Source organism: Pseudoduganella sp. UC29_106, assembly GCF_044055365.1.
Lineage (GTDB): Bacteria > Pseudomonadota > Gammaproteobacteria > Burkholderiales > Burkholderiaceae_D > Rugamonas.
Genome location: NZ_CP171977.1, coordinates 2229432 through 2248662, shown reverse-complemented (window position 1 = coordinate 2248662; position 19231 = coordinate 2229432). Strand labels below are relative to the sequence as shown.

17 protein-coding genes and 3 pseudogenes are annotated in these 19231 nt (G+C 62.5%); 15 read left to right on the top strand and 5 right to left on the bottom strand.

Annotation, left to right across the window (positions count from 1 at the left end):
- The first annotated feature begins 29 nt into the window (after positions 1-29).
- Positions 30-536, top strand: coding sequence for a DUF1993 family protein (locus ACHMW6_RS11670; RefSeq protein WP_395407265.1), 507 nt, complete (start codon positions 30-32; stop codon positions 534-536).
- Positions 537-645: 109 nt separating this feature from the next.
- Here ACHMW6_RS11670 and ACHMW6_RS11665 read toward each other — a convergent pair whose 3' ends face one another.
- Together ACHMW6_RS11665 and ACHMW6_RS11660 are read right to left on the bottom strand one after the other, a co-directional pair.
- Positions 646-840 carry a DUF1289 domain-containing protein gene (locus tag ACHMW6_RS11665; RefSeq protein WP_395407264.1) on the bottom strand — a complete coding sequence of 65 codons (195 nt, stop codon included), beginning with the start codon at positions 838-840 and terminating at the stop codon, positions 646-648.
- Entirely contained in the window at positions 840-1400 is a 561-nt protein-coding gene (locus tag ACHMW6_RS11660; RefSeq protein WP_395407262.1) for a DUF1415 domain-containing protein, read from the bottom strand. The genes ACHMW6_RS11665 and ACHMW6_RS11660 overlap by 1 nt, the downstream gene beginning before the upstream one ends.
- A 180-nt stretch (positions 1401-1580) precedes the next feature.
- On the opposite strand from ACHMW6_RS11660, the gene ACHMW6_RS11655 reads away from it, so the two are divergent.
- Positions 1581-2927 carry a transglycosylase SLT domain-containing protein gene (locus ACHMW6_RS11655; RefSeq protein ID WP_395407261.1) on the top strand — a complete coding sequence of 449 codons (1347 nt, stop codon included), beginning with the start codon at positions 1581-1583 and terminating at the stop codon, positions 2925-2927.
- 195 nt (positions 2928-3122) lie between these two features.
- Positions 3123-3915, top strand: a pseudogene (fabI, locus tag ACHMW6_RS11650) (enoyl-ACP reductase FabI).
- A gap of 250 nt (positions 3916-4165) precedes the next feature.
- On the opposite strand, the gene ACHMW6_RS11645 reads toward fabI, so the two are convergent.
- Positions 4166-4417 carry a hypothetical protein gene (locus ACHMW6_RS11645; RefSeq protein ID WP_395407259.1) on the bottom strand — a complete coding sequence of 84 codons (252 nt, stop codon included), beginning with the start codon at positions 4415-4417 and terminating at the stop codon, positions 4166-4168.
- Here ACHMW6_RS11645 and ACHMW6_RS11640 point away from each other — a divergent pair.
- The 5 genes and pseudogenes from ACHMW6_RS11640 (at position 4407) to ACHMW6_RS11620 (ending at position 8863) form a co-directional block, all read left to right on the top strand.
- On the top strand, positions 4407-4955 hold the full coding sequence (locus ACHMW6_RS11640) for an SPFH domain-containing protein (protein ID WP_395407258.1): 549 nt from the start codon (positions 4407-4409) through the stop codon (positions 4953-4955). The two genes, ACHMW6_RS11645 and ACHMW6_RS11640, sit on opposite strands and share 11 nt — an antisense overlap.
- The gene (locus ACHMW6_RS11635) at positions 4956-5153 is read left to right on the top strand and encodes a hypothetical protein (RefSeq protein WP_395407257.1); all 198 of its coding nucleotides are present in this window, start codon (positions 4956-4958) and stop codon (positions 5151-5153) included.
- A gap of 254 nt (positions 5154-5407) precedes the next feature.
- A pseudogene (locus tag ACHMW6_RS11630) lies at positions 5408-6972 on the top strand (DEAD/DEAH box helicase).
- 238 nt (positions 6973-7210) lie between these two features.
- Positions 7211-8107: a L,D-transpeptidase family protein gene (locus tag ACHMW6_RS11625; RefSeq protein WP_395407256.1), complete on the top strand. Its 897-nt coding sequence runs from the start codon at positions 7211-7213 to the stop codon at positions 8105-8107.
- A 9-nt stretch (positions 8108-8116) separates the two neighbouring features.
- Entirely contained in the window at positions 8117-8863 is a 747-nt protein-coding gene (locus ACHMW6_RS11620; RefSeq protein WP_395407255.1) for a M23 family metallopeptidase, read from the top strand.
- Here the strand turns inward: ACHMW6_RS11620 and ACHMW6_RS11615 are convergent.
- A complete protein-coding gene (locus ACHMW6_RS11615) occupies positions 8854-9390 on the bottom strand; it encodes a DUF882 domain-containing protein (RefSeq protein WP_395407253.1) in 537 nt (178 codons plus the stop codon). The two genes, ACHMW6_RS11620 and ACHMW6_RS11615, sit on opposite strands and share 10 nt — an antisense overlap.
- A gap of 98 nt (positions 9391-9488) precedes the next feature.
- Between ACHMW6_RS11615 and ACHMW6_RS11610 the strand changes: the two genes are divergently transcribed.
- From ACHMW6_RS11610 to ACHMW6_RS11585, 6 genes and pseudogenes are all read left to right on the top strand, one after another.
- On the top strand, positions 9489-9746 hold the full coding sequence (locus ACHMW6_RS11610; RefSeq protein ID WP_395407251.1) for a MarR family transcriptional regulator: 258 nt from the start codon (positions 9489-9491) through the stop codon (positions 9744-9746).
- Complete coding sequence (locus ACHMW6_RS11605; RefSeq protein ID WP_395407250.1) at positions 9730-9918, top strand: hypothetical protein; 189 nt, start codon at positions 9730-9732, stop codon at positions 9916-9918. The genes ACHMW6_RS11610 and ACHMW6_RS11605 overlap by 17 nt, the downstream gene beginning before the upstream one ends.
- The gene (locus ACHMW6_RS11600; protein WP_395407249.1) at positions 9915-11195 is read left to right on the top strand and encodes an MFS transporter; all 1281 of its coding nucleotides are present in this window, start codon (positions 9915-9917) and stop codon (positions 11193-11195) included. Before ACHMW6_RS11605 ends, ACHMW6_RS11600 begins: the two co-directional genes overlap by 4 nt.
- Positions 11196-11205: 10 nt before the next feature.
- Entirely contained in the window at positions 11206-12168 is a 963-nt protein-coding gene (locus tag ACHMW6_RS11595) for a LysR family transcriptional regulator (protein ID WP_395407247.1), read from the top strand.
- A 156-nt stretch (positions 12169-12324) separates the two neighbouring features.
- The gene (locus tag ACHMW6_RS11590) at positions 12325-13608 is read left to right on the top strand and encodes a Glu/Leu/Phe/Val dehydrogenase (RefSeq protein ID WP_395407246.1); all 1284 of its coding nucleotides are present in this window, start codon (positions 12325-12327) and stop codon (positions 13606-13608) included.
- A gap of 105 nt (positions 13609-13713) precedes the next feature.
- Positions 13714-14917 (top strand): annotated as a pseudogene (locus tag ACHMW6_RS11585) (malic enzyme-like NAD(P)-binding protein); the annotation flags it as partial.
- A gap of 220 nt (positions 14918-15137) precedes the next feature.
- Here the strand turns inward: ACHMW6_RS11585 and ACHMW6_RS11580 are convergent.
- Entirely contained in the window at positions 15138-16961 is a 1824-nt protein-coding gene (locus ACHMW6_RS11580) for a DUF885 domain-containing protein (RefSeq protein WP_395407245.1), read from the bottom strand.
- 95 nt (positions 16962-17056) lie between these two features.
- Between ACHMW6_RS11580 and ACHMW6_RS11575 the strand changes: the two genes are divergently transcribed.
- The gene (locus ACHMW6_RS11575; RefSeq protein ID WP_395407243.1) at positions 17057-19123 is read left to right on the top strand and encodes a prolyl oligopeptidase family serine peptidase; all 2067 of its coding nucleotides are present in this window, start codon (positions 17057-17059) and stop codon (positions 19121-19123) included.
- Positions 19124-19231: the final 108 nt, after the last annotated feature.

Below are 19231 nucleotides of genomic sequence, written 5' to 3'. Positions count from 1 at the left end.
ATCGGCGCTCTTGAACAGAGGAGCATCTTATGTCTTTTTCCATGTATTCCGCATCCATTCCGGTATTTCGCCAGATTCTGAACAGCCTTCTGGCGATTCTGAACAAGGCGGAAGCCCATGTCGAAGAGAAGAAAATCGATCCCAACGCACTGTTGCAATTCCGTCTCTATCCGGACATGCTGCCTTTCACCCGCCAGATCCAGATCGCGGCCGACTTCGCCAAGGGCGCCGGCGCCCGCCTGGCCGGCCAGGATGTGCCGTCCTACGAGGACAGTGAAAAGACTTTTGGCGAGCTGAAGCTGCGCATTACGCGCACGCTGGCGTTCCTGGATTCACTGCCGCAGGCGGCGATCGAGGACAGCGCTGGCCGCGCTATAACGTCCGGTTCGGGCGAGAAGACGCGCCACTTCGTGGGCCAGGAGTATCTGGTGCATTACGCGCTGCCGCATTTCTATTTCCATGCGACAACCGCGTACGACATCCTGCGCCACAATGGACTGGAAATCGGGAAGAAGGATTTTATCGGGTCCTGGTAAAACCCAAGGCAAAGGCTGGTGGCAGCCACGATGTGGCAGCCACCGGGCCCGCGGCGGTGGAACAGGTGGCTGCCACATCGTGGCAGCCACCAGGGGTCGGGGTGGGTTTTCAGCTGTTACGGCGCGGGTAACCCTGCGAAAGGATGCGCTGCCACACTTTCTCTTTTGCGTCCTCGCTCATGGACACCCAATGTGCCACTTCAATGTAAGTCCGCCCGCATCCGCGGCAGATTTCATCGAAAGTAGTCGAGCACACCGCCACGCAAGGCGTATCCGGGCGCTCAGGCAATTTCTCTTCAGCCATCACTTCACCTGCAAGCCCAGCTTGTCCCAGCCTTCGTGGCCGAGCTTTTCCATGGTTTCGATATTCTTCTCGAAGATGGCTTCCGCCTCCGGGAAGGCTTCCACGGCGCGGTCGATACTCTCCTCGCGCAGCAGGTGCAGGGTCGGATACGGCGAACGGTTCGTGTAGTTGCCGATGTCATTCTTGTCCGTATCGGCAAACTGATAATCCGGATGGAAGCTGGCGACCTGGATTTCGCCTTCCAGCTCCATATCCTCGACGGCGGCGTCGGCCACGTCCAGAAACTCGTTATAGTCCGCGAAGTCGTTCAGCACGTTCGGATGGATCAGCAAGGTCGTGTCCACCTTCTCCGCCGGCGTATCAGACAGAAATTGCAGCTCGTCCATCAGCTGCTCCAGCAGCTCTTCCGGGGTTTCCGCGTCCGACACCACGTAGCGGATCTGCTCCTTCACATACACGGCCTTGGCGAAGGGACACAGGTTGAGGCCGATCACGGCCCTGTCCACCCAGTTGCGGGTGGCTTCGATAATGGCGTCGTGATCAACGGTAGGCTTGCTCATTAATGATTCCTGATTATTAAAACTTGGGGCCCATTATACCCTTTCACTGTATAAACTCATAAAATTGCCGATAAAAATCAGTGACATAGCACATTTTTTCTTGACTCAACTGGGCATGCTCCTTACACTCCGGGTTTGGATAGTCCGTCCGATGTTTCTTGTCGACAACAGTGGAAAACTATGCAAGTACGAATTAATACTGCCCTGCTGGCCGCACTGATCGTGAGTGCCGCCCCGGTGATCAGCCAGGCAAGCGAGCCTGTTGCCCTGCCCCTGAGCGCCATGGCGAAAGCCAGCCCGGCCGACGCGTCCAAGACCTTCGCCAAGCAAGCAATGAGCGAAGAAGCCTTCCGCGAAACGGACGTGTGGGGCCGTATCCGTTCCGGCTACGCTATTCCCGATGTCAACAACACCCTGGTAGGCAAGCATGCCAAGTGGTATTCGGACCGTCCCGACTACATGGCCCGTACCTCGGCCCGCGCCTCGCTCTACCTCTACCACGTGGTGAGTGAGCTGGAAAAGCGCGGCATGCCGACCGAGCTGGCCCTGCTACCCTTCATCGAATCCGCCTTCAACCCGAACGCCCTGTCCAGCGCTTCCGCCGCCGGCCTGTGGCAGTTCATGCCCGGCACCGGCCGCGACTATGACCTGAAGCAGAGCGCCTTCAAGGATGATCGCCGCTCCGTCATCGCTTCCACCGACGCCGCCCTGTCCTACCTGCAGCGCCTGTACGATATGTTCGGCGACTGGCACCTGGCCCTGGCCGCCTACAACTGGGGCGAAGGCAATGTGCAGAAGGCCGTGCAGCGCAACAAGGCCGCCGGCAAGCCCACCGATTTCGACAGCCTGGCGGAACTGATGCCGGCCGAGACCCGCAACTACGTGCCGAAGCTGCAGGCTGTGAAGAATATCGTCGCCAACCCTTCGCAATACGGCCTGAACCTGCCGCAGATCGATAACCAGCCCTACTTCGCTACCGTAGAGAAAACCAGCGATATGGACGTGGCCGTGGCCGCCAAGCTGGCCGAAATGTCGGTGGATGAGTTCAAGGCGCTGAACCCGCAGTTCAACCGTCCGGTCATCACCGGCGGCGAGCAGACCCAGATCCTGCTGCCGAAGGCGAACGTGGAAAAGTTCTACGCCAACCTGGCTTCCTGGAGCCACGCCCTGTCGAGCTGGACCACGCACAAAATCAGCAGCGCCCGCGAAAGCATCGCTTCCCTGGCGCGCAAGTTCGGCACCACGCCGGAAGCGATCCGCATGGCAAACAATATCCCCCAGCGCAGCGTGCTGAAGGCCGGCTCCACCATCCTGGTGCCGAAGACCTCCGCCAACCTGAACCAGGATATCCCGTCGGAAATCGCCGACACCGCCACCCTGGCCCTCGATACCGAGCGCACTTCCACCAAGCGCAACGGCTACAAGCAAGCCAGCGAATCGAATACCAACGCCAAGCCGGCAGTCAGCATGGTCAAGGCGCGCGTGAAGCGCGACGAAGCCGGCAAATCCCACCGCAAGAGCAACTGACCCCGCCACGCCACGACTTGGCAAACTTGCAGTCGTGGCGGCATGGCAATACAATCTCTGTTTTGCGGCTGCGGACGGCGGATCGATGATCCGCCCTACGGTCCGATACGGGCCACACGGCAATCAACAAACCGACACTGCGTAGGGCGGATCATTGATCCGCCGTATTCATAAGCAGCACCAATTGGAGTAAACATGGCTTTCCTGCAAGGCAAAAAAATCCTCATCACCGGCGTCCTGTCCAACCGTTCCATCGCCTACGGCATCGCCCAGGCCTGCCACCGTGAAGGCGCCGAACTGGCTTTCACCTACGTTGGCGAACGCTTCAAGGGCCGCATCACCGAATTCGCCGCTGAATTCGGCAGCAAGCTGGTGTTCGATTGCGACGTCTCCAGCGATGAGCAGATCAGACAACCTGTTCGCCGACCTGGGCAAGGAATGGTCGCAACTGGACGGCTTCGTGCACGCCATCGGCTTCGCCCCGCGTGAAGCGATCGCCGGCGAATTCCTGGACGGCCTGACCCGCGAAAACTTCCGCGTGGCCCACGATATCTCGGCCTACAGCTTCCCGGCCATGGTGAAAGCCGCGCTGCCGCTGCTCAAGCCGGGTTCTTCGGTGCTGACCCTGTCCTACCTGGGTGCAGTGCGCGCCATCCCTTACTACAACACGATGGGCCTGGCCAAGGCATCGCTGGAAGCGTCCGTACGCTACCTGGCCGAAAACCTGGGCCAGCACGGCATCCGCTCCAACGGCATTTCCGCCGGCCCGATCAAGACCCTGGCCGCATCCGGCATCAAGGACTTCAGCAAGCTGCTCGGCTTCGCCTCCAGCCACGCCCCGCTGCGCCGTAACGTGACCATCGAAGAAGTCGGCAACACTGCTGCCTTCCTGCTGTCCGACCTGTCCTCCGGCATCACCGGCGACATTATGTACGTCGACGGCGGCTTCAGCCACGTGATGGGCCTGAACGCCAGCGATTACACCTAAGCCTTAGCGTCCTCCTAAAAAAGCCGCCCAGTCAGTGCGGCTTTTTACACCCAAAGCAAACCCTAGTGTCAGCCACATCGTGGCTGACACTTGTTTTTGCCGTGGGTTTATTTTCTTGACAACGAGCAAAAGTGACACTAAAGTGATATCACTTTGATTTAACCTTTATGGGAATGTCATGAACCGAACCGAAAAACCGTTTTCCTCGTTTAGTGGCTATCTTGCAGTGGTTGTCGGTCTTGGGCTGGCCTTATTTGCCATCTTCGCGCTGCGCGGTTTCCAGCCCGTGCTGGCGGGCCTGAGCGGCCTCGCCGCCATCTTCGCGTTTGCCGGCCTGTACATGCTGCGTCCGAATGAGAGCGCACTGCTGACCTTGTTCGGACAGTACATTGGCACCGACCGCAGCGAAGGCCTGCGCTGGGCGTTCCCCCTGTACATCAAGCAGCGCCTGTCGCTGCGCGCGCGCGAACCTGAACGCCCCTACGCTGAAGGTGAACGACAAGCGCGGCAATCCGATCGAGATTTCCGCCGCCATCGTCTGGCGCGTGCGCGATACGGCGCAGGCCATCTACGATGTGGACGATTACGAGCGCTATGTCGCCATCCAGGCCGAGGCCGCCCTGCGCCATCTGGGCTCGCTGTACGCCTATGACGAAGGCGAAGACCTTGCCACTGGCGAAACCACGCTGCGCGCCGGCATGGACGAAGTCGCGCACGCCCTGAAAACCGAACTGCAGGAGCGCATCTGCGCCGCCGGCGTGGAAACGCTGGACGCCAAGCTGACCCACCTCGCCTACGCCCCCGAAATCGCGCAAGTGATGTTGCGCCGCCAGCAGGCCGAGGCGATCATCAGCGCCCGCCAGAAAATCGTGCACGGCGCGGTCAGCATGGTTGAAGCGGCGCTGAAAGGCCTGGCCGAGCGGGAAATCGTCGAACTGGACGGCGAGCGCAAGGCGGCCATGGTCAGCAACCTGCTCGTGGTGCTGTGTTCGGACAAGGACACCCAGCCCATCGTCAACACCGGAACCCTGTATAACTAAATGGCAAGCCCCGGCAAGAAAGCCTTCCCCCTGCGGATCGACCCGGCACTGTGGGAAGAACTGCAGCGCCTGGCCGCCCAGGACTTGCGCAGCGTCAACGCGGAAATCGAATTCCTGCTGCGCGAAGCCCTGGCGCGCCGGGGCATCAAGGCCAAAAATGCCGCATCTGGCACTCCGGATGAAGAAACCGGTGCATAAAAACCGGAACTCCTGTACAATCCTGTCCTTGTGCGCTGCACCAATACCGCAGCTGCAAAGAAAAAAACAAAACAGCAGCTTCGCAAACCTCTGCCGTATCCCGAAAAACCGGGAACGTCCATAAAGCCCCCCGCCCTGCGTGTCGAACTTTGACACCGTCCCGGCGCAAAGCTTTTGTGCCGAAATTTCTAAGTATTTAGAGTCGTTTCGTTTTTGGTTGGCGTAGCTATTTCCGCATTTTACGAAAGATATCAATGACTTTTGAAGCACTTGGCCTGAACCCGTCCATCCTCAATGCCCTGACCGAAGCCGGCTACACCAAGCCGACCGCCGTGCAGGAGCAGGCTGTTCCAGCCGCCATTGAGGGCAAGGACCTGCTGGTTTCGTCGCAGACCGGTTCCGGCAAGACCGCAGCGTTCATGCTGCCTTCCCTGCACCGTCTGGCTTCCCTGGGCCAGTCGTCGCAGGGCCGCACCCCGAATCAAGAAAAGCAGGCTGCGTTTGCGCGCGGCGAGCGCCCCCGTTTCCGCCCGGCCCAGCCAAAGATGCTGGTGCTGACCCCGACCCGCGAACTGGCACTGCAGGTCACCACCAACACTTCGAAGTACAGCGTCAACCTGCGCAACATCAAGGCCGTGTCCATCCTGGGCGGCATGCCTTACCCGAAGCAGATGCAGCTGCTGTCCCGTAATCCGGACATCCTGGTTGCGACCCCGGGCCGCCTGATCGACCACATGGAATCCGGCAAGATCGATTTCTCTCAGCTGCAGATCCTGGTGCTGGACGAAGCCGACCGCATGCTGGACATGGGTTTCATCGACGATATCGAAAAGATCGTCGCCGCCACTCCGGAATCGCGCCAGACCATGCTGTTCTCCGCGACCCTGGACGGCGTAGTGGGCAATATGGCCCGCCGCATCACCAGAGATCCGCTGGTTATTCAGGTGGCAAGCACCACCTCGCGCCACGAGAACATCTCGCAGCGCGTGCACTTCGTGGATGACCTGTCGCACAAGAACCGCCTGCTGGACCACCTGCTGCGCGACGAGTCGCTGGACCAGGCCGTAGTCTTCACCGCCACCAAGCGCGACGCCGACACCATCGCCGACCGGCTGAACATCGCCGGTTCTCGGCCGCCGCACTGCATGGCGACATGCACCAGGGCGCCCGTAACCGCACGCTGGACGGCCTGCGCCGCGGTAACGTGAAGGTGCTGGTTGCCACCGACGTCGCCGCGCGCGGCATCGACGTGCCGAACATCACCCACGTGTTCAACTACGACCTGCCGAAGTTCCCGGAAGACTACGTGCACCGCATCGGCCGTACCGGCCGCGCTGGCCGCAATGGCCTGGCCGTGTCCCTGGTGAACCACGCCGAGAACATGCACGTGCGCCGCATCGAGCGCTTCACCAAGCAAACCATTCCTGTGGAAGTGGTGGAAGGTTTCGAACCGAAACGCGCAGCCGCACCGCGCAGCGCCGCCCGTCCGGGCTGGAAGCCAGGCCAGGGCCGCAAGCCGGACCAGCGCAGCTTCAGCAAGCCACGCAGCGAAGGCGGCCACTACCGCAGCGAAGGCGCCCCGTTCCGCAGTGAAGGCAACGAAGGCCGTCCATTCCGCAGCGAAAGCGCTCCATTCCGCAAGGAAGGCGGCGGCTACCGCAACGACACCCCCGGCTTCCGCGCTGACCACAGCGAAGGCGGCTTCCGCAAGGAAGGCAGCTTCCGCGAGCGCGGCGAATCCACCTTCCGCAACCGCGAAGGCGGTTACAACAAGGGCCCGCGCACCGACGCCCCGCGCCGCCCATGGGGTGACCGCTAAATAAGAAAACGCCGGCCCAGTCGGCGTTTTTTTTTGCCCCCAATTCGGGGTCAGCTCTGTCATTCGGACATGCGAGCCGTTTCTTTGATCCAGCTCAATACGGGAAATTGCCCGATTTGGCGTATTGATCCAGCTCAAATGGTAGCGCTGACTGTCCGAATGACAGAGCTGACCCCGAATTCGGGCTTCGTTCGTTCCCGAACAGAAGCGCTGTCGCGAACGCGCGAGACTGTCGGGCATGAAAACCTCAATCATCCCCCTCCTGCTGGCTTGCGCCTGGGCGCAGGCTGAAACCGACGTGCCGCCCGTGTTGCGCGCGCAGGTGCTGCTCGATCGCGCCCACTTTTCCGTGGGGCAGATCGACGGCGTCTACGGCAATAATATGCGGCAAGCCTTGCTGGGATTCCAGCAAGCCCACGGCCTGCCCGCAACGGGCCAGGCCGACAAGTCCACCCTGGCCGCGCTGGACGACGGCCAGCCCGCGCTGATCCCGTACACGATCACCGAGGCGGACATCACTGGCCCCTTCCAGCCAGTTCCCGAGGAGATGGCGGACAAGGCCCGCCTGCCTGCACTGACTTTTTCCAGCGTCGAAGAAGCGCTGGGCGAGCGCTTCCACGCCAGCCCTATGCTGCTGAAACGCCTCAATCGCAACAAGGCCCTCAGCCACGCCGGCGAAGAGATCATGGTGCCTAACGTGAACGGCGGCAAGATGCTGCCGAAGGCCGCGCAGCTGGTGGTCAGCCGCAGCGCGCATACGCTGTCCCTGGTCGATGCCGGCGGGCAGACGATCGCGCAAATGCCGGCCAGCACAGGCAGCGAGCACGATCCGCTGCCGATCGGCGACTGGAAGGTCAACGGCGTGGCGCGTAATCCGCCCTTCCACTACAACCCGAAACTGTTCTGGGACGCGAGCCCCAACGAAGGCAAGGCCACCATTCCGCCCGGCCCGAACAACCCGGTCGGCGTGGTCTGGATCGACCTGTCGAAGGAGCACTACGGCATCCATGGCACGCCCGAACCGGGCAATATTGGCAAGACCCAATCGCACGGCTGCATCCGGCTCACCAACTGGGATGCGCTGCTCGTGGCGGACGCGGTCACGCCGGGCTTCGCCGTGGTGCTCAAAGAATAAGGAGAAACGATGCGACCACTGGGCATCCTGTTATCGGGCGCCGTGATAGGCGCCGGTGGAACGATCCTTTACCTGAACCAGATGCCGCTGCCGCCTTCCGACAGCTCCGAAACGCCGCTCACGGCGCCGGCGGTTCCGGCGCCGGCAACACCGGCGCCGCAGGCATCGCCAGGCAACCAGCCCTCTTCCGACGAGGACCAGCCGCGCGGCACGCCGCCGCCAGCCACGCCAGGGCAGGCGGCTGCCAACTGGGCCATGTCGCCGCAAACCAGCGGCGCATCAGGCGGCGGCAATATTGGCAGCAGCGCGGCCACCTCGCCAATCGAAGGCCTGCAAGTGCCGGTAGCCGGCGTAACCGTCTCGCAGTTGAGCGACACCTTCAACCAGTCACGCGGCAGCGAACGGCGCCACGAAGCGCTGGATATCCTGGCGCCGCGCGGCACGCCCGTGGTGGCCGCCGCGGATGCCACCGTCGTCAAGCTGTTCAACAGCAAACCGGGCGGCCTGACTGTCTATACCTTCGATCCGACCGAGCGCTTTTCCTATTACTACGCGCATCTCGACCACTATGCGAACTCGCTGCAGGAAGGCCAGCACCTGAAGAAAGGCGATTTGATCGGCTATGTGGGCACGACGGGAAATGCAGATCCGGGCACGCCGCATCTACATTTCGCTGTGTTCGAGCTCGGTCCGGAAAAGCATTGGTGGCTGGGCACGCCCATCAATCCCTACCCCATGTTCAACCGTCACCAGTGACGCACGCGCCCCGTGTCCATATGGACGAACTGGGACGTCGGATAGTAGCCCACTCCACCGCCTTTCAACGCCATCGCTGCCTTGTGCAGCTGGGCCAGGTCGCGCCCCGGCAGGCGGATGTCGATCGCCTTGCCTTCCAGGTGCATGCTGTGCTTTGCCACGCCGCCGCTGGCTTCCGCCAGCTTGCGGTTGGTTTCCGGCGAGCGGTAGCCGCTGATCACGTGGATCACTTCATTGTTGCTGAACTGGGAACTGACCTTGTCGAGCAGGAGCATCAGCTCGGGGTCCATATTGGCGATGGTGTTGCTGCGGTGGTCGCGCAGGACGCGGTTGATGTCCTGCAGCGCTTCGGGGATGAATTGCCCCTCCGCCCAGAACATGCTGCGCAGGGTTTCGCCCGTGTGCGTGTTGTAGAAACGCAGACTGCGTTCGTGGGGCGCCGCGATGGCGGCCCGCGAGAGTGACGGCAGGCTCAATGCTGAAGCCAGCGCCACCGAACTCTTGAGAAAAGATCTACGCTGATTCATGGCTCCATGATAGCAAGCCCGGCTTTTTCATGTTTTTATGGCGCGCGGCAAGAATTTGCGATATCATTGATTACTCAAGCAATCATCAAGTACTAGTCATGGAACAAGCTCTCGAATTCTGCCTGCGCCTGTCGCGGGCCCATGCCGCCATCGTGCGCCGGCTGGACACTGTCCTCGGCGGCCACCACGGCCTCAGTTTCAGCGATTTCATGCTGCTGCAGCATCTTGCGCGCGCGCCCGGCGGACGTTTGCGGCGCGTGGACCTGGCCGACCGCCAGGGGCTGACGGCTTCCGGCGTCACGCGCACCTTGCTGCCACTGGAGAAAACCGGCTGGGGTCGTGCGCCAGTCCGATGAACGCGACGCGCGCGTCGGCTACGCGGTGATCACGGCCGCCGGTCACGAACTGCTGGACAACGCCACCATTACCGCGCGCGAAACCTGCGGCGAGCTGCTGCGCCATGCGCCGCAGGACCAGCTGGACGCGCTGGGCGCCGTGCTGGCCAACCTGATCGGGCCTGGACGATGACTCCCGCGCTGAAGGCCAATGCCAACTTCCGCTGGCTGATGTCCGGCGGCGTGCTTTCGCTGCTGGGCGACCAGTTCACCATGGTCGCCCTGCCCTGGCTGGTGCTCAAGCTGAGCGGCGATCCCTTGTCGCTCGGCCTCGTGCTCGCCCTGATGGGCATACCGCGCGCCGTGTTCATCCTGATCGGCGGCGCGCTCGTGGATCGCTACTCGCCCAAGCAGGTGTTGATGCTGACCAAGCAGGCCAGCGCGCTGCTACTGTTCGTGCTCGCGGCCCTCACCCTGGCCGGACACGCCTCCCTGCCAGCGCTATATGCACTCGCATTTGGCCTGGGCTTGTCACAGGCCTTCAGCATTCCATCGGGGACTTCGATGATGCCGCGCGCGATTCCGGCCGAACTGCTGCAGGCGGCGAATGGCGCGATGATGGGCTTGCGGCAGGTGACCTTCCTCGCCGGGCCCTTGCTGGCCGCCCTGCTGCTTGCCTTCGCCGGCGACCAGCGCGCGCTCGGCCTGGCGTTCGCGTTCGACTGCTTCAGCTTCATTGTCTCCGCCTGGACCCTGTCCCGCGTCCAGCCCCTGCCCGTCGCATCGCCCAGCGCAAGTCCCGCGACCGCTCCGGCGGCTTCGGCGGCTGCGGCGGCGCAGGCGGGCGCGGTGCGGGCGGTGCTGCGCTCGGTCGGCGACGGGCTGTTGATGGTCTGGCGTGACGTCGAGTTGCGCACCTGCTTCGCCTACTGGGGCCTGGTCTCGGTGCTGGTTGGCGGCGTGATGCAGGTGGCCCTGCCGGTGCTGGCGAAAGACCGTCTGCACGACGCCGCCGCGCTGGGGATCTTGATGGCCGCCCACGGCGGCGGCACGCTGCTCGGCATGGTCGCGTCCAGCGCCGGCGGCAAGCTGCGCCTGCCCCGCTTCGGCACCCTGCTGCTGACGGTCGACGCGATCGCAGGAGTGATACTCTTCCCGCTGGGCGCCATCACCGCTACCTGGCAAGGCGCCGCCTTGTTGCTGCTGCTCGGCGCGCTGACCGGCTTCGTACAGGTGGGCGTGTTCACGTGGATCCAGCGCCGCGTGCCGCCGCAAGCGATAGGACGCACCATGAGCATCTTCATGTTCATCCTGTTCGGCCTTGCGCCGCTGTCGTCCGCGGTGACAGGCTGGCTGCTGAACCAGGTCACGTTGCAACAACTGTTTGCCGGCGGCGGCGCGATCCTGCTGGCCTGCGTGGCGGCCGCGTGGACGCTCACGTCCATGCGCCGCATCGAAGCCGCGCGGTAGAATCACGGCTATGGAAACCAAATGGCTCGAAGACTTCATCTCCCTCGTTGAAACGAACAGTTTCAGCCGCTCCGCGCAACTGCGCCACGTGACGCAGCCTGCGTTCTCGCGGCGCATCCAGTCGCTGGAAAACTGGGTCGGCACGGACCTGATCGACCGCACTTCCTACCCGACGCGCGTGACGCCGGCCGGCATGGTCTTCTACGAACAGGCGCTGGAGATGCTGGGCCAGATCAATGGCGTGCGCGAGCTCCTGCGCGGCAAGCGCGCGGCCACCCAGACCAGCATCGACCTGGCCGTGCCGCACACGCTGTCACTGACCTTCATCCCGAAATGGATCACCGAGCTCGAAACGGAATTCGCGCCGATCAACAGCCGCCTGATGGCGCTCAACGTGCACGACGCAGTTCTTCAACTGGTTGATGGCGGCTGCGATCTTCTCCTGTGCTATCACCATCCGCGCCAGCCGGTGCAGCTCGATCCGGGCCGCTACGACATGCTGGTGCTGGGCCGTGAAGCATTGCGCGCATATGCGCGTTGTGACAAGGCGCGCCAGCCGGAGTTCACGCTCCCGGGACGCAAATCCTCGCCGATCCCCTTCCTTTCCTACACCAACAACGCCTATCTTGGCCGCATGGTCGATCTGATCCTGGCCGACGCCAAGCAGGCGCTGCACCTCGAAAACCATTACGAAACCGATATGGCGGAAGGCTTGAAGATGATGGCGCTGGAAGGCCGCGGCATCGCCTTCCTGCCTGAATCCGCGGTCACGCGCGAAGTCAAACAGAAGCTGCTGGCGCCTGCCGGCGGCGGCCGCAGCGAGTGGGAAATCGAGATGGAAATCCGCCTCTATCGCGAGCGCCCAAGCGCCGCGCGGCCAGGCAAGCCGATTGTCGGCAAGCTGTGGGAATTCCTCGAAGAGCGGCAGCAGCCGGCCGACAAGAAGCGCCGCGTGCCGGCATCCGACCGATAGCGTTTTGACAGGTTATGCATTTTTTGCATAACCGGATGCGCATACAGCATTGGCCGCCGTGTGAGCTCAGGCATAAGATTCGCCTCGCCCTGATACCAACAACTACAACGACTAAGCGTATCAATCCGAACAATCGCGAATCAGAGGAGTCACATAATGACGAACCACGCACTGCCTTCCTATCTCAACGCCGACGATCTCGGTCCTTGGGGTCAGTACCTGAAACAAATCGACCGCGTTACCCCGCACCTGGGCGGCCTGTCCCGCTGGGTGGAAACCCTGAAGCGCCCGAAGCGCATCCTCGTCGTTGACGTGCCGATCGAACGTGACGATGGCTCCATCGCTCACTACGAAGGCTACCGCGTGCAGCACAATATGTCGCGCGGCCCGGGTAAAGGCGGCGTGCGCTTCCACCAGGACGTAACGCTGTCGGAAGTGATGGCCCTTTCGGCATGGATGACGGTGAAGAACGCCGCCGTCAACGTGCCATACGGTGGTGCTAAAGGTGGTATCCGTGTTGACCCGAAAACCCTGTCCCGCGGCGAGCTGCAGCGCCTGACGCGCCGCTACACCAGCGAAATCAGCCTGATCATCGGCCCGACCAAGGACATCCCGGCGCCGGACGTGAACACCAACGAGCAGGTGATGGCATGGATGATGGACTCCTACGCCATGATCGAAGGTAACCTGTCCACCGGCGTGGTGACCGGCAAGCCGATCTCGATGGGCGGCTCGCTGGGCCGCCGCGAAGCAACCGGCCGCGGCGTGTTCGTGGCAGGCCGCGAGGCTGCCGCCAAGCGCGGCGTGGACATCAAGGGTGCACGCATTGCGATCCAGGGCTTCGGCAATGTGGGCGGCGTGGCTGCGACCATGTTCGCTGACGCAGGCTCGAAAGTCATCGCCGTCCAGGACCATACCGCCACCGTGGTACACTCGGGTGGTCTGGATATCGCCCAGCTGCACAAGTATGTAGCGGAAACCGGTGGCGTAGCTAATTTCCCAGGCGCGGAAGTTACTCAAGATCGTGATTCCTTCTGGGGCATCGAATCTGATATCCTCATCCCGGCGGCCCTGGAACAGCAAATCACGGCCGCAAACGCACCGAAGATCCGCACCAAGATCATTCTGGAAGGCGCAAACGGCCCGACCACCCCTGAGGCCGACGATATCCTGAACGACAAGGACATCCTGATCGTTCCCGACGTGCTGGCTAACGCCGGCGGCGTAACCGTGTCATACTTCGAGTGGGTGCAGGACTTCTCGAGCTTCTTCTGGAGCGAGGAAGAAATCAACGCCCGCCTGACCCGCATCATGCAGGATGCGTTTAACTCGGTTTGGGAAGTTGCTCAGGAGAAGAAGGTTTCGCTGCGTACCGCGACCTTTATCCTGGCATGCACCCGGGTGCTGGCAGCGCGCGAAGTTCGCGGCCTGTATCCGTAAAAATACGTAGTTGGGCGCCTTAGTAGCGCTCGACAAAGCGCGCCCGCAACAGGTTTCGGCCTGTTGCGGGCGTTTTTCGCAGTGAAAGGAACAGAATAATGAGCAGCTTGGAGCGAAAAAGCTCTTGCGTACCACCAGGAAGGCGCACCAGGTAAACTGGCCATCGCCGTCACCAAAAGTGTCAGCAGCCAGGATGACCTGGCCCTCGCTTACTCGCCGGGCGTGGCAGCGCCCTGTGTCGAAATCCAGCGCGACCCCGCAAAGGCTTATGAATACACGGCTAAAGGCAATCTGGTCGCCGTGATCACCAATGGCTCCGCCGTTCTGGGCCTGGGGCAATATCGGCGCCCTGGCGGGCAAGCCGGTCATGGAGGGCAAGGTTGTCCTCTTCAAGAAATTCGCCGGCATCGATTCCTTCGACATCGAAATCGATGAAAGCGATCCGGACAAGCTGGTTGAAATCATCGCCGCCCTGCACCCGACTTTCGGCGGCATCAACCTCGAAGACATCAAGGCGCCCGAGTGCTTCTATATCGAGCGCAAGCTGCGCGAGCGCCTGTCGATCCCCGTCTTCCACGACGACCAGCACGGCACCGCCATCGTGGTTGGTTCCGGCATGCTGAACGCCGTTGAAATGACGGGCCGCGATATCGCTGAAGTGAAGATCGTCTGCTCCGGCGCCGGCGCTGCTGCTATCGCCTGCCTGGAACTGCTGGTGGATATCGGCGCACGCCGCGAGAATATCTACGTCTGCGATTCCAAGGGCGTGCTGACCACCGCGCGCAAGCTGACGGGCGAGAAGGCCGACTGGGCGCAGGATACGACCGCTTCCACGCTGTCCGAAGTGATCGCCGGTGCGGACGTGTTCCTCGGCCTGTCCGGCCCTGGCCTGTTGTCGCAGGATGATGTGAAGTCGATGAAGAAGGCGCCGATCATCTTCACGCTGGCAAATCCTGAGCCTGAGCTGCGTCCTGAACTGGTGCGCGAAGTGGCGCCGGATGCAATCATCGCTACCGGCCGTTCGGATTATCCGAACCAGATCAATAACGCGCTGTGCTTCCCTTACCTGTTCCGTGCTGCTTTGGATACCGGTGCGACCACCATCAACCAGGATATGAAGCGCGCTTGCGTGACTGCCCTGGCCGGCCTGGCGCGCAGCGATGCCCATTTCAGCAAGGACTATGTGGTGCCGACCTTGCTCGACGAGCGCCTGCTGGCACAGGTGACGCCGAAGATCGCCGCTGCTGCAATCCGCAGCGGCGTGGCGCGCAAGGAACTGGATATGAATGCGTATGCCGATCGCCTGGCGACGCTGAAGACCACGCTGCTGTAAGCGTTAGCGGCCCGCTGGCACGGCGGATCAATGATCCGCCCTACGCACCTCGGCAGCTCGCATTTCGGTGCCGAATGCGCGCGCATTTTGTCCCGATCGTGCGTGTCGCTGGCCGCGGGTCGCAATTTACGATTCACACGGGACGCGTAGGGCGGATCATTGATCCGCCGTGCATGCGTTGACGCGGCTCGTCCGGTCAACGCCCCGCCTTGCGCGCCGTGATCCAATCGTTGACCACGCGCTCCAAGACCGTCAACGGCAAGGCGCCGTGGGTCAAAACTTCGTTATGGAACTGCTTGAGATCGAAACGATCCCCCAGCTCCATCTTCGCACGTTCGCGCAGGGACAAGATGGTGAGCATGCCGACCTTGTAGGCCAGCGCCTGCCCCGGATCGACCATATACCGTTCCACCTCCGCCATCGCATCCAGCGTATTCATCCCCGTCTTGTCGGACAGATAGGCAATCGCCTGCTGGCGCGTCCAGTGCTTGTGGTGGACGCCGGTATCGACCACCAGGCGCACCGCGCGCATCATCTCATCGCGCAAGCGGCCCAGCTGGTCGAGAGGCTCCGGCTCCAGACCTAGCTCCCCCGCCAGATGCTCGGCATACAAAGCCCAGCCTTCCTGATAAGCCGAAAAGCCGATCACCTTATGGAAGAACGGCACGCCTTCGAGTTCCTGCGCCAGCTGCACCTGCAGATGATGTCCCGGCACGGCCTCGTGATAAGCGGCCGTGCGCATCGAATACTTCGGCACCGCGTCCACTGAGCGCATATTCACGTAAAACACACCGGGACGCGAACCATCGAAGGCGCCGGGAATGTAATAGGCGCCCAGCCCGCCCGACTGCGTCGCCTCGGGCACGGGACGCACCTCCACGCGCAGCTTCGGCATCGCATCAAAGGCGGACGGCAGCCGTTTGTATGCCTCGCTGACGATCGCCTGATAATCGTCCAGCATGGCCTTGCGCCCTTCCGGCGTATTCGGGTAGTGCTGGGCAGGATCTTCGGCCAGCTGCGCCATGCGCTCGCCGATGCTGCCCTCGGCCATGCCGTTGGCGCGCAGGATCTTGTCCATCAGTTCGGACACGCGTTCCACTTCCGCCAGTCCCAGTTCGTGGATGCGCTGCGGCGTGAGATTGGTTGTGGTGTGGCGGCGCACGCACCATGCGTAATAAGCGTCGCCATTGGGCAGCGCCCACGCGCCGCGGTTGCCCTGGATGCGCGGCTCAATTTCCTGGAAGTGGCTTATCAAGGTTACGTAGGCGGGATAGACGCTGGTCTGGATCGCGTCGGCCACCTGCGCCAGCAGCTCCTTGCGCGTGGCTTCATTCATTTCCGCCAACGGGATGTTCTCCAGCTTGGCGGCAAAGCTGGTGTACAGCGTGTTCTCGCGCGCCGGTCGCCCGGCGAACACCTGCAGCTGGTCCAGCACGCGGCCGATCATGAATTTCGGCGGCAGCACGCCGCGGTCCTCCTGCGCGCGCAGCGTTTCCACCAGCTGTTCGAATTTCAGCGGGAATTTGCGCAGGCGCGCGATGTAGGCATCCGCCTCGCGCCTGCTGGTGACCTGGTGCACGTCCGCCATGAACTCGGGCAGCGCCGTCTGCAGGCCGTGGATCTGGTTGACGGGGAAATCGTAGAACATGTACGGCTCGCCCTCGATCTCCAGCGTGAGATAGTGGCGCAGCGTGTCGTACGAGATCTGCCCCTTGCGGTCGAGATCCTTGCGGTCGAAGCTTTCCAGCGTGGCGAGGTCGGACTTCAACTCCTCCATCATGGCCTTCGCATGGCGCGGCGAGGCATCGTCGAGACGGGAGCTGTAGAAATCCGCCCACGCCGGCACTGGCCGCATGGCCGACATCATCTCCGGGCTTTGCAAGGCATACGCTGTGAAAGCCCGAAGGTAGAACCACTCCAGCTTCAATGGCTTGAAGTACCAGGTCTGGGTCAGCAGGGCCACAACGACAAAGGCCGCCGCCATGACACCTGTCAGCAGCCAGGCCGCCAATCGCGTCATACAGCTTCTTTCCCGAATGTTGAAGATACGGGCATTATAATGCGCGCTGGCCGGCCAAAAGCTGGCCAATTTTGATAACGCATCGGAGATACCGAATGACTCTACGCCTGCTGGTTATGGGCGCCGCCATCGCTGCGGCAACCAGTGCCGTTGCCGCGCCGCGCGGCCTGACTATCGAAGACCTTGCGGCCATGGACCGCGTCGGCAGCCCTGCGCTGTCGCCGGACGCGCACCGCGTCGTCTACACCGTGCGCAGCACGAATATGGAAAAGAACCGCGGCATCACCCAGCTGTGGATGATTGACCTGCGCGCCGCCAAGCCGGCGCCGGTGCAGCTGACCCAGCACGATGCCAGCAGCCGCGATCCTGAATGGTCCGCCAACGGCGACGCCATCTACTTCCTGAGCGGCCGTTCCGGTTCCACCCAGGTGTGGCGCCTGCCGCTGGCCGGCGGCGAAGCGGTGAAGGTCACCGATACCCCGGTGGACGTGGAAGCATTCAAGGTATCCCCGAAAGGCGACCGAATTGCACTCAGCTTTGCCGTCTACCGCGACTGCGCCGACCTGGCCTGCAGCAAAAAGCGCGAGGACGACAAGGCCAAGAACAAGGCAACCGGCAAACTGTATGACGAAATGTTCGTGCGCCACTGGGACACCTGGGCCGATGGCCGCCGCAATGTGCTCTACACCGCGCCGATCGACGCTTCCGGCAAGGTCAGCGCGCAGCCGGTCAGCCTGAGCGGCACGCTGGATGGCGATGTGCCCTCCAAGCCCTTCGGCGACGCCAAGGAATTCACCTTCAGCCCGGACGGCAAGAACATCGTGTTCTCCGTGCGCGCTGCCGGGAAGAGCGAATCCTGGTCCACCAACTTCGACCTGTATGAAGTGCCGGCCGCAGGCGGCGCCGCTCCGCGCAACCTGACCGCCGACAATCCGGCCTGGGACACCAAGCCATCCTACTCCCCGGACGGCAAGACCCTGGCCTACCTGGCCATGGCCCGCCCCGGCTTCGAAGCGGACCGCTTCAAGATGGTGCTGATGGATGTCGCCAGCGGCAAGAAGCGCGTGCTGGCCGATAACTGGGACCGTTCGATCTCCGACTACCAGTGGCGCCCGGACGGCAAGGCCCTGCTGGCCAATGCCGACGATGTCGGCAACCACCGCCTGTTCTCGCTGGACGTCGCCAGCGGCAAGGTCACCGCGCTGACCGGCAAGGGCTATGCGGGCGACTTCGATGTGGCGAAAGACACCGTCGTCGTCGCGCAAGCCAGCCTGTCCTCCGGCGCCCAGCTGATAAAGCTGAAGGCTGACGGCGCCGCCGAGCAGGCCGGCACCCAGCTGACCTGGGCCAACGCCGAGCGCCTGAAGGACGTGAAGATGGGCGAATACGAGCAGTTCTCCTTCGCCGGCGCCCACGGCGAAACCGTGCATGGCTACGTGATGAAGCCGTGGAATGCGGAAGCGGGCAAGAAATATCCGGTCGCCTTCCTGGTGCACGGCGGCCCGCAGGGCAGCTTCGGCAACTCCTGGAGCTACCGCTGGAACCCGCAGGTGTACGCGGGCGCCGGCTATGCGACCGTGTTCATCGACTTCCACGGCTCCACCGGCTACGGCCAGAAGTTCACGGATTCGATCAGCGGCGACTGGGGCGGCGCACCGCTGGAGGACCTGCAGAAAGGCCTGGCGGCTGCCGTGGCCAAGTACAGTTTCCTGGACCGCGAGCGCAGCTGCGCCCTGGGCGCGTCCTACGGCGGCTTCATGATGAACTGGATCCAGGGTAACTGGAGCGACGGCTTCAAGTGCATCGTCAACCACGACGGCGTGTTCGACCAGCGCGGCATGGCTTACGCCACCGAGGAACTGTGGTTCACCGAGTGGGAAAACAAGGGCACCTACTACGCCAACCCGCAAGGCTACGAGCAGTTCAACCCGGTCAGCCACGTGAGCAAGTGGAAGACGCCGATGCTGGTGGTACAGGGCGACCTGGACTTCCGCATCCCGACCTCGCAGGCGCTGGGCGCCTTTACTGCGCTGCAGCGCCAGGGCATCGAGTCGCAGCTGCTGGTATTCCCGGACGAGAACCACTGGGTACTGAAACCTGCGAACTCGATCCAGTGGCACCACGCTGTGCTGAACTGGCTGGACAAGCACATTAAGAACTAAACAACGATTCTGTTACTTTTGCCGAGGCCGCCTTCTAACAGGCGGCCTTTTTCTTGCATAGTGACCACTCGCGTCGCATAATGAGAATATACAGTTGCTGCCATGCAC

Bases quoted from the DNA above. Each gene is read 5' to 3' on its own strand.
- ACHMW6_RS11670 (WP_395407265.1), top strand. From the start codon at position 30: ATGTCTTTTTCCATGTATTCCGCATCCATTCCGGTATTTCGCCAGATT.
- ACHMW6_RS11665 (WP_395407264.1), bottom strand. From the start codon at position 840: ATGGCTGAAGAGAAATTGCCTGAGCGCCCGGATACGCCTTGCGTGGCG.
- ACHMW6_RS11660 (WP_395407262.1), bottom strand. From the start codon at position 1,400: ATGAGCAAGCCTACCGTTGATCACGACGCCATTATCGAAGCCACCCGC.
- ACHMW6_RS11655 (WP_395407261.1), top strand. From the start codon at position 1,581: ATGCAAGTACGAATTAATACTGCCCTGCTGGCCGCACTGATCGTGAGT.
- ACHMW6_RS11635 (WP_395407257.1), top strand. From the start codon at position 4,956: ATGGCAAGCCCCGGCAAGAAAGCCTTCCCCCTGCGGATCGACCCGGCA.
- ACHMW6_RS11625 (WP_395407256.1), top strand. From the start codon at position 7,211: ATGAAAACCTCAATCATCCCCCTCCTGCTGGCTTGCGCCTGGGCGCAG.
- ACHMW6_RS11620 (WP_395407255.1), top strand. From the start codon at position 8,117: ATGCGACCACTGGGCATCCTGTTATCGGGCGCCGTGATAGGCGCCGGT.
- ACHMW6_RS11615 (WP_395407253.1), bottom strand. From the start codon at position 9,390: ATGAATCAGCGTAGATCTTTTCTCAAGAGTTCGGTGGCGCTGGCTTCA.
- ACHMW6_RS11610 (WP_395407251.1), top strand. From the start codon at position 9,489: ATGGAACAAGCTCTCGAATTCTGCCTGCGCCTGTCGCGGGCCCATGCC.
- ACHMW6_RS11600 (WP_395407249.1), top strand. From the start codon at position 9,915: ATGACTCCCGCGCTGAAGGCCAATGCCAACTTCCGCTGGCTGATGTCC.
- ACHMW6_RS11595 (WP_395407247.1), top strand. From the start codon at position 11,206: ATGGAAACCAAATGGCTCGAAGACTTCATCTCCCTCGTTGAAACGAAC.
- ACHMW6_RS11590 (WP_395407246.1), top strand. From the start codon at position 12,325: ATGACGAACCACGCACTGCCTTCCTATCTCAACGCCGACGATCTCGGT.
- ACHMW6_RS11580 (WP_395407245.1), bottom strand. From the start codon at position 16,961: ATGACGCGATTGGCGGCCTGGCTGCTGACAGGTGTCATGGCGGCGGCC.
- ACHMW6_RS11575 (WP_395407243.1), top strand. From the start codon at position 17,057: ATGACTCTACGCCTGCTGGTTATGGGCGCCGCCATCGCTGCGGCAACC.